This window comes from Microcystis sp. LE19-10.1B (genome assembly GCF_027530565.1).
Lineage (GTDB): Bacteria > Cyanobacteriota > Cyanobacteriia > Cyanobacteriales > Microcystaceae > Microcystis > Microcystis aeruginosa.
Genome location: NZ_JAPZQM010000379.1, coordinates 1 through 9,270, shown reverse-complemented (window position 1 = coordinate 9,270; position 9,270 = coordinate 1). Strand labels below are relative to the sequence as shown.

The following is a 9,270-nucleotide window of genomic DNA, read 5'->3' as shown; positions in this document are numbered from 1 at the left end:
TTTGAGTAAGCCAGACAGGAGCCAGAAAAAGATATTTATCAGAAAAGTCATGATCAAGCTAGAGGTTTAAAGACTGATCGGGTTCCAATTATTTTTATTCATAAATATTTTACACAATTCATACCAGGTAAGCAAGAGGGGCTCTTCTCTACTTTGTGTGATAAGCACTGATTATCATTCGTAGGAGTCTTGCTAGGCAAGGCTTTGAAGACTATATTTCTATAAAATTATCCCTATTCTTCTTCCCTCCACACAGAAACCAGAAGAGCCCAAGAGGGCTACGCCACTAAGCTAAACGGCTTTTACTTCGGATCACCGATATAGACTCCAAAAGGGTTATAGCTGTTGGATCATGCAGGTTAAGCGCCGTTTAGCTTACTACCGAATCATTACCGGATTTGGGTCTAGAACTAGGCTTTATCTGGGAGAATGAAAATCTTTCGGTTATCTTGGCTGGAAACTTAGCCCATTGTCAAGCTCGTGCGCTCGTTGTTAAAGGCCAAGTTACTCCAATTACTCAAAATTTTATGAAGCATTTGAGTAAACACCTGACTTGATCGATGACAATGGCTCTATCCCGTTCTAGCTGTCAATAAATTATGCAAAGTCTTTTTCAACGTTCCCTAACTGAGACCAATTCTGGGGAAGAAGATACTCGTAGTCGTATTCTACAGGCCGCTTTACGTTTATTTGCCGCTAAGGGTTATGAAGGAACCACGACCAAAGACCTAGCAGGAAAAGCAAATGTGGCAGAAGGAACTTTATTTCGTTATTTTCCCAACAAAAAGGCGATTTTAATCGAAGTGGCCACTAGGGGATGGGTGGATATTCTCACCGACTTGCTGACGGAATTGAGCGAAATGGGCAGTTATAAAGCGGTAGCGCAGGTGATGCGACGTAGGGTGTTGAGAATGCGAGAAAATAGCGATTTATTGCGAGTTTGTTTTATAGAGGCGCAATTTCATCCCGAATTAAAAGAGCGAATTCAATCGGAGGTAATTGCTAAAATGACCGATGTGGCCGAGGCTTTTTTTCAAACAGCGATCGATCGTGGTGTCTATCGTCCCATGAATCCGAAAATTGTCGCCCAGGTTTTTCTAGGAATGTTCGCAATTGCCGGTTTTTCCAGTGAAACTATTTTAGATAGTAATGCTTCCCCCTTAGCTTTACAAGAAATGGCCGAAGGTATTGCCGAAATTTTTCTGAATGGAGTGTTAGTTAAGTAGTCGTGCAAAATTAATTTCCTAGTCGAGACTCCGAGACAGCTAATCTAAAGATAGGCGGTTAAAATCCGTTTTAGCTTACTTAAGTAGCTGGTTATAATTAAATTAAAAATGGATTTTAGGTTCGATCCCCCCTGCCCCTCTTGATAAGCGGGGTGCCGATCCCCCCTGCCCCCCTTGATAAGGGGGGTGCCGATCCCCCCTGCCCCCCTTGATAAGGGGGGTGCCGATAGGCGGGGGGATCCCCCTTAATAAGGGGGGCATCTGATAATTTTTAACGCCTACTTACTTATGATAAAATGCCTTCAAAGACAGGTAAGGGAAAACTTTCAATTATTCACTCAATAAAATAACTGATAGCCGAGATGAAACCCTGTTACTGTATTAATCCCGATTGTTCTCAACCAGACCATCCGAGCAATAATAACTCGAATACTCGTTACTGTCAAAGTTGCGGCTCTGAGTTGTTGTTAAATGGTAAATATAGGGTAAGTCGGTTATTGAGTGATACGACTGGTTTTGGCATTGTTTATGAGGCTTTTGAGGGTTTTACAGCCAAAATCCTCAAGGTATTACAAGAAAAATGGAATAATGACCCGAAGGCAGTGGAATTATTTAAACGGGAATATGACGTTTTATTAGAGTTGAGTCGTCAAAATGTCACCGGTGTTCCTCGCGCAGATACCTATTTTCAATATTCCACGAGAGAAGGGAAAATATTACACTGTTTAGTTATGGAAAAAGTGGAGGGGATTAATTTAGAACAGTGGCTAAAGCAGTATGATAAATTAAGTCAAAAACGGGCTTTTAAATGGCTGAGAGAAATTACTTTAATTCTGGATAAAATTCATCAACAGAATTGGCTGCATCGAGATATTAAACCCCCTAATATTATGCTGCGGAATAGTGGCGAGTTGGTGTTAATTGATTTTGGCACAGCAAGGGAAGAAACCCAAACCTATCATCAAAAGGTAAAAGGTCAACAGGTGACAGGTATTACCTCAGCTGGATATACACCCAATGAACAACAACATGGCCAAGCAGTGATTCAATCAGATTTTCATGCTTTAGGACGAACTTTTGTACATTTATTAACCGGAAAACATCCCTTAGAAATTTATGATGCGGTTAATGATGTTTTAGCTTGGCGAGAAGAAACGGAAAATATTCACCCGTTATTGTTGGATTTTATTGATGAGTTGATGGGAAGATTGCCAAAGAATAGACCGGCTAATACTAGGGTTATTTTACAGCGTTTGGATGAGATTGAACGGCAATTAAAGTTACCTACTATAACTCCTAATAGACCATCTCCACCAGCAGCAAATCCGCAGCCTGTTGTAACTCAAAAACAACCGCCAGTTATTCCTAAGATTAATCCTTCTCCGCCAGTTTCACCTGTAGATAAAACCCTTACTGGTCATTCTGGCCAGGTTTATTCACTAGCATATAGTCCCGATGGCCGCTATTTAGCTAGTGGTAGTTCGGACAAAACTATCAAAATTTGGGAGACAGCAACGGGAACAGAATTGCGTACTCTTACTGGTCATTCTATGACGGTTTGGTCAGTGGCATATAGTCCAGATGGCCGCTATTTAGCTAGTGGGAGTCTTGACAAAACTATCAAAATTTGGGAGGTGGCAACGGGAAAAGTGCGTACCCTTACTGGTCATTATATGACGTTTTGGTCAGTGGCATATAGTCCCGATGGCCGCTATTTAGCTAGTGGTAGTTCGGACAAAACTATCAAAATTTGGGAGACAGCAACGGGAAAAGAATTGCGTACTCTTGCTGGTCATTCTAAAGGGGTTTGGTCAGTAGTATATAGTCCCGATGGCCGCTATTTAGCTAGTGGTAGTAGTGACAAAACTATCAAAATTTGGGAAGTAGCAACGGGACAAGAATTGCGTACTCTTACTGGTCATTCCGAGGGGGTTTTATCAGTAGCATATAGTCCCGATGGCCGCTATTTAGCTAGTGGGATTGGTGACGGTGCTATCAAAATTTGGGAGGTAGCAACGGTAAGAGAATTGCGTACCCCTACTCGTCATTCTGAGGTAGTTAGGTCAGTAGCATATAGTCCCGATGGACGCTATTTAGCTAGTGGGAGTCAGGACAAAACTATCAAAATTTGGGAGGTAGCAACGGGAAACGAATTGCGTACCCTTACCGGTCATTCTGAGACAGTTTTCTCAGTAGCATATAGTCCCGATGGTCGCTATTTAGCTAGTGGGAGTGCTGACAAAACTATCAAAATTTGGCGGGTGAGACAGTAAACTTGTGTTTGGGGTGACAGCAATAACTTTTGTCTATCAAAAATGAGCGACGCTTGCGGGAAACTGCACCGATGTCTTTAAAAATGTTGGGTTTTGGCTCAAATTATTGAATCGAGCAGTTTTCTCCTAAGTAGGGTATGCGGCAAAAAGTACGGGCGAAGCATTCGGATAGAAAATCTACAGTTTCACCGATAGGTTATTGTCCGAATGCTTCGCCCCTACAGGACGCGGGCCGATAAAGACGCAAGATTTTGAACGACGATTCTCTCACAATCTTGCACCTGTTTTGCGAGAAAAGCCACAAAATCTCTACCTTGCTTACATCTCACATTTATTCAGCAAACCCTATATAATGTGTATATTAACAATCTACTATACACAACTAGGGATAGGATGATGACTAACATTATCATTGATGACCAACTCATGGCTGATGCTCTTAAAGCTACTGGTTTAAAGACTAAACAAGAAGTTGTTGAATTGGGTCTTAAGACTTTGATTCGGCTCAAACAACAGGAGAAAATTAAAGCCTTTAAAGGTAAGCTTAAATGGGAAGGAAACCTTGAGGAAATGAGGCACAATCAATGATTCTTACGATGTCGTTAAAGAATGTTGGGTTTCGCTCAAATTATTGAATCGAGCAGTTTTCTCCTAAGTATTAAAGCGCTCAACTCAACCGAAAAGCTTGATCTCAGCTACTAGGACGATAACTGCGACTGAAGAAAACTGTAACCACGATCAAATCGGGGAATCATCCTACAGTTGAATTGATTCAGTTCTTCAACAATGTCAGGACTATCAAAGTCTTTTGAGTTTCGATTCAAAAAACACGCCTGCTGTGGCTGATAACGTCGTAAATGATGAAGTACCGAGGCATAGACAAGAGCATCTTGTGGCGTTAAATCATATATCTTTTCATAAGATGCTGCTTCGATTAAAATATCAGCAGTAAGTGCCACAATTTCTCCTACCTTGAGGAGGCGTTCTCGATATTTATTAAAACGATGTCGTTCTTCTTCATTGCTTTGCACCATTAAACTAGCAATATCTTGAATACTCTTGATCCGACTTGCATAAGAAGCTGTGCGTGAAAGTTGACGTAACTCAGTATCTAGTAACTGTTGAAGTTCCCGACGACTCTTTGCTTGACGAGTCAGTTTTTCGTGAGGTTCAGCTAGACTATATGCTGGAATAATTAGTTTGGCTTGTCCTGTTTCACAAAGTTGCAGAATCTGCTCACAGCTTAGACACTGCTCTTGCTCGAAGGTTAGCTCTAAAACAAAATTTGTTTCAACATAGATATTCACGCCGCTGCCTCACGCTGAAATTTTCCCCCAGCTAAAGCAGCATACAACCCTGAATCAATCAACCAACGCTGAGAATCATCGAGAGCTTCAGGCGGCTTTTCAGAATGAATAATCTCTCCCAACCAAGAAGCAACAATTAGTTCAAGACTTTGCCTACTAATTTGGTCATTCGTTACCCCTGCTCGTTGAAAATAAGGCTGAAGAATGGGACTGGCATCAATCATATAACTAGGTTCACTCTGCTCCTGAAAAGCCCCAACATTACTCCATAAGTAAAATCTGTCAGGAAAGACCAGCAAAAAATAGGGAGCCTTGGCAAAAGTACCGTGTGCCAGAATATTGCGTCGGAGTTTTGCCGCCCATTCTTGGGATACGTTGGTTTTGCACTTGACCTCAACCACAAGAGCGAGTTGACCATTGCGGTTATTAACTGCTAAATCCCAGCCAGAAGCCATAAGATGAACTGATGAAACCATACACAGCACCCCGCGTAAAATTATTGATGAACGATGATTGAGTTGCGACTCATTTCTATTAAGGAATGTTGAGTAAAAAGTGCTTTTATTTGGGGTAGATTATTCTGAAATAATGCTTCTAATTCAACATTCGTAATGTTACCCGTAGTCACTAGCAGAAGCTTATAAGGTTCTTGATTAATCAAAAATGAATCGAGAAAATCTGTGTCTTTGGTAATAACAATACGATTTTGTTTAATTGAAAGAGCGTTAATTTCTGTATCTGTCGTGGCATTTTGTTGGGGTAAATCTTTAGTATGAATTGTATCATGACCAGCAGCTTGCAAAAAACGGGCTAAACGAACTGGCAATTGGGCATCGACTAAAAAGTTCATGGTGCAATTTGGTAGATGCTTTTTACCTGAGTTAATCGAGTGGCAAACAATAACGCCGCTAGAATATCCTCCCGTTCCAAATCATCGTAGTCGGCTAAAATATCTTCGATACTCATGCCAGAACTAAGTAATTCTAGGATAAATTCAACAGGATAACGCAATCCTCGAAGGCAAGGTTTGCCATGACAGATATTTAAATCGAGTGTGATTCGCTGCCAAAGTTGGTTTTCCATAGGTAATTCAGTTGCTTGTAATCGTCCAATCTTCTCTCCGCCTACTTCTACTATGCACAATTCTGTCTTTAAGTCAAGTTACTTTACAAAACTTCAAGCAATTTCTTGACAAAATTTAACCTTTTTTCTCATTTTTGAACCCTCACAAATTAATTATGCAAGGGGTTTAATCTACTATACACAACTAGGGATACTACGAGAACTAACACTGTCATTGATGACCAACTCATGGCTGATGCTCTTAAAGCTACTGGACTCTCTTATTCTTTGTGTGATAAATTTAACTTATATAGTAGTGATCGATCTTTGTGTCCTTTGTGTCTCTGTGGTTCGTTCCCCTCACTATTTATTTCCGGCAGTCTTCATTGACTATCTAGACCAAAAAAAACCAGTCTTCCCTAATTTTTCGGGAAAACTGGCCAAGCTAATCTTGAGATTTTAACCGACGTTAGCGGTTTGTTTTTGGCTAAAAAATGCCGCTAAAACCTGTTGGGCAATCTGGGGACTGGTTAAACCCAAATCAGCGAAGGATTCCTCTGGTGTTGCGTGGTCCACTAATTTATCGGGAACCCCGAAACGCTTGACCGGAACTAGAATATTAGCATCCTGTAAAGCTTCCAAAACCGCAGAACCAAAACCACCCATCAAACAACCTTCTTCTAAAGTCACCACTTTACCAAGACGTTGGGCAAGGGGAAAGATAAGTTCTGTATCAAGGGGCTTGACAAAACGAGCATTAACCACTGTGGCTTCGATGCCGTGTTCGCTGAGGATTTCGGCCACCTGTAGGGAAGTGTTGACCATCGTGCCGTATCCTAACAGGAGAACATCATCGCCACTGCGGAGAATTTCGCCCTTACCGATGGGTAAAGCTTCCCAACCCTCTTCCATCAGGGGAACCCCTAAACCGTTGCCCCGGGGGTAACGCATGGCAATGGGGCCGCTGGTATGATTAATCCCCGTCACCACCATTCTTTGCAGTTCCGCCTCATCTTTCGGGGCCATAATGGTCATATTGGGGATACAACGCAGATAGGCGATATCGTACATCCCTTGGTGGGTCGGTCCATCGGCCCCGACAATACCGGCCCGGTCCATACAAAAGAAAACCGGGAGATTTTGAATGCAGATATCATGAATAATCTGATCAAAAGCCCGCTGCAGGAAAGTAGAGTAAATAGTGACAACCGGGCGCATTCCTTCGCAAGCAAGACCACCAGCGAGAGTAACCGCGTGTTGTTCGGCAATTCCCACATCGATGTACTGTTTCGGCAGTTTTGCCTGAAATTTATCTAATCCCGTCCCCGTGGCCATGGCGGCGGTGATACCGATAATGCGCGGGTCATTTTCCGCTAATTTAGTGAGAGTATGCCCGAAAACTTTGGAATAAGCGGGAGGTTTCGGTTTACTGGAGGGAATCGGTTTACCCGTGGCTAAATTAAAGGGATTTTGGGCATGATAACCCACTTGATCTTTTTCGGCCCATTCGTAGCCTTTGCCTTTAACGGTGGCAACGTGGACGAAAACCGGTCCGTGGACCTTATGGGCCTGTTTAAAAGTGGCGATTAATTCGGGAATATTATGACCATCAATCGGGCCAAAATATTTAAAGCCCAATTCCTCAATCACTGCGCCGACTTTGGGAACTGCTAACCGTTTCATTCCTTCTTTGACTCGTTCCATTTCGGGAGTGAGGGAGTCACCGAAAAAGGGTAGATTTTTAAATTGTTCTTCGAGATTATCGGCGATAAACTGGACGGGTTCGCTCAGACGAACTTTATTGAGATAGCGGGAAATTGCCCCGACGTTGGGGGAAATGGACATCTCGTTATCGTTGAGGATAACCATGATGTTGGTGTTCGGTAAATGTCCAGCATGGTTAATCGCCTCTAGGGCCATACCCCCGGTTAAAGCGCCATCCCCGATGATCGATACCACCTTGAAATCTTCCCCCTTGGCATCCCGGGCTAAAGCCATTCCTAACCCCGCAGAAATGCTCGTAGAGGCGTGTCCAGCCCCAAAATGGTCAAATTTGCTCTCGCAACGTTTTAGATAGCCCGCAACGCCGTTTTTTTGGCGCAGGGTGTGAAAATCGTTATAGCGACCGGTAAGGAGTTTGTGCGGATAAGCTTGGTGTCCCACGTCCCAAAGGACTTTATCTCGATCGAGATCGAGGGTCTGGTAAAGGGCGATCGTTAGTTCTACGACTCCTAACCCCGGTCCCAAATGTCCACCGGTAGCGGCGATCGTCTGGAGGTGTTTTTCGCGAATCTGACGGGCAATATCTTCTAATTGACGGAGTGATAAACCATGTAACTGGTTGGGATGAGTAATTTCACTTAGGTGCATATCGGCTTCTTTTTCAAAGTAGTTTATCCCTATACCAACTGTATAGGATTTTCAGCCTGAGATGAGGGAAAATCTAGGCTAATCTGGCCGCCGTGCGTAAAATTTGGCTGGCTAACATGGCAGCCCCAAAACCATTATCGATATTAACCACACCGATACCGACCGCGCAGGAATTGAGCATAGTTAACAAAGGAGCAATACCACCGAAACTGGTTCCGTAACCGATACTGGTGGGAACGGCGATCACCGGGCGATCAACTAATCCCGCTACCACACTTGGTAAGGCTCCTTCCATTCCCGCAACAACAATTAACACATCGGCAGCATCCAGTAGATGGCGATGATTCAAGAGGCGATGAATTCCCGCTACTCCCACATCCCAGAGACGCTGCACGGAAAAACCGCATAATTGAGCAGTAACCGCCGCCTCCTCCGCTACGGGAATATCGGCAGTTCCCGCCGTTAGGATGGAAATTGTACCTTTTGGGGGATTTTCTGGAGCGGCTGCGGCAATGGCACAGATGCGGGCTAAGGGATAATAAACTAAGTCTGTCACCTGTTCCTGTAGCTGGGCCGCTATCTCTGCTTCAATGCGGGTGGCCATAACCACGGGACTATTTTGACGCAATACACCGATAATTTGGGCGATTTGAGCGGTGGTTTTACCCGGCCCCCAGATAACCTCCGGAAATCCCGTTCTTAATTGACGATGATGGTCAATTTTAGCGAAGTCTTCCACCGGTTCAAAGGCCAGATGTTTAAGTTTATCTAAGGCTGTCTCCGGGTTAATTTCTCCCCTGGCAACGGCGGTCAGCAGCGATCGCAAATCGGCAGCATGGAACATGATCAGTTATCAATGGGAAGTGGGGTGTGGGGTGTGGGGTGTGGGGTGTGGGGAAGTGGGAGAGTGGGGAAGTGGGGAAGTGGGGAAGTGGGGAAGTGGGGAAGTGGGGAAGTGGGTAAGTGGGGAGAGTGGGGAAGGGCAGGATAAAAAAAAATAATCACATTACACCAGTAACGCAGAATCCAGTC

10 protein-coding genes and 1 pseudogene are annotated in these 9,270 nt (G+C 43.7%); 4 read left to right on the top strand and 7 right to left on the bottom strand.

What is annotated here, in order from left to right; all coding sequences use genetic code 11:
* Positions 1-599: 599 nt before the first annotated feature.
* The 3 genes from O9332_RS13735 to O9332_RS13725 all read left to right on the top strand — a co-directional run bounded on the left by O9332_RS13735 (position 600) and on the right by O9332_RS13725 (position 4,087).
* Positions 600-1,226 (top strand): TetR/AcrR family transcriptional regulator, encoded by a 627-nt coding sequence (locus O9332_RS13735; protein WP_002758614.1) that lies wholly within the window; start codon positions 600-602, stop codon positions 1,224-1,226.
* A 362-nt stretch (positions 1,227-1,588) separates the two neighbouring features.
* Positions 1,589-3,499, top strand: coding sequence for a serine/threonine-protein kinase (locus O9332_RS13730; protein ID WP_288026027.1), 1,911 nt, complete (start codon positions 1,589-1,591; stop codon positions 3,497-3,499).
* A 393-nt stretch (positions 3,500-3,892) separates the two neighbouring features.
* Positions 3,893-4,087 carry a type II toxin-antitoxin system VapB family antitoxin gene (locus tag O9332_RS13725; RefSeq protein ID WP_002752171.1) on the top strand — a complete coding sequence of 65 codons (195 nt, stop codon included), beginning with the start codon at positions 3,893-3,895 and terminating at the stop codon, positions 4,085-4,087.
* Positions 4,088-4,197: 110 nt separating this feature from the next.
* Here O9332_RS13725 and O9332_RS13720 read toward each other — a convergent pair whose 3' ends face one another.
* From O9332_RS13720 to O9332_RS13705, 4 genes are read right to left on the bottom strand one after another with little or no spacing between them, the layout of a single operon-like run.
* Positions 4,198-4,806, bottom strand: coding sequence for a PIN domain-containing protein (locus O9332_RS13720; protein ID WP_002752169.1), 609 nt, complete (start codon positions 4,804-4,806; stop codon positions 4,198-4,200).
* On the bottom strand, positions 4,803-5,282 hold the full coding sequence (locus O9332_RS13715; protein ID WP_002758609.1) for a hypothetical protein: 480 nt from the start codon (positions 5,280-5,282) through the stop codon (positions 4,803-4,805). The genes O9332_RS13720 and O9332_RS13715 overlap by 4 nt, the downstream gene beginning before the upstream one ends.
* A gap of 20 nt (positions 5,283-5,302) precedes the next feature.
* The gene (locus O9332_RS13710; RefSeq protein WP_002758608.1) at positions 5,303-5,656 is read right to left on the bottom strand and encodes a DUF5615 family PIN-like protein; all 354 of its coding nucleotides are present in this window, start codon (positions 5,654-5,656) and stop codon (positions 5,303-5,305) included.
* Entirely contained in the window at positions 5,653-5,889 is a 237-nt protein-coding gene (locus O9332_RS13705; RefSeq protein ID WP_002758607.1) for a DUF433 domain-containing protein, read from the bottom strand. Before O9332_RS13705 ends, O9332_RS13710 begins: the two co-directional genes overlap by 4 nt.
* Positions 5,890-6,117: 228 nt before the next feature.
* Here O9332_RS13705 and O9332_RS28080 point away from each other — a divergent pair, with 228 nt between their 5' ends.
* Positions 6,118-6,258: a hypothetical protein gene (locus O9332_RS28080; protein ID WP_002758606.1), complete on the top strand. Its 141-nt coding sequence runs from the start codon at positions 6,118-6,120 to the stop codon at positions 6,256-6,258.
* Between the two features lie 69 nt (positions 6,259-6,327).
* On the opposite strand, the gene dxs is transcribed toward O9332_RS28080, so the two are convergent.
* The 3 genes and pseudogenes from dxs to O9332_RS13690 all read right to left on the bottom strand — a co-directional run.
* Positions 6,328-8,238: a 1-deoxy-D-xylulose-5-phosphate synthase gene (dxs, locus tag O9332_RS13700; RefSeq protein ID WP_288026023.1), complete on the bottom strand. Its 1,911-nt coding sequence runs from the start codon at positions 8,236-8,238 to the stop codon at positions 6,328-6,330.
* A gap of 73 nt (positions 8,239-8,311) precedes the next feature.
* The gene (larB, locus tag O9332_RS13695; RefSeq protein ID WP_288026021.1) at positions 8,312-9,082 is read right to left on the bottom strand and encodes a nickel pincer cofactor biosynthesis protein LarB; all 771 of its coding nucleotides are present in this window, start codon (positions 9,080-9,082) and stop codon (positions 8,312-8,314) included.
* Positions 9,083-9,084: 2 nt separating this feature from the next.
* A pseudogene (locus O9332_RS13690) lies at positions 9,085-9,270 on the bottom strand (hypothetical protein); the annotation flags it as partial.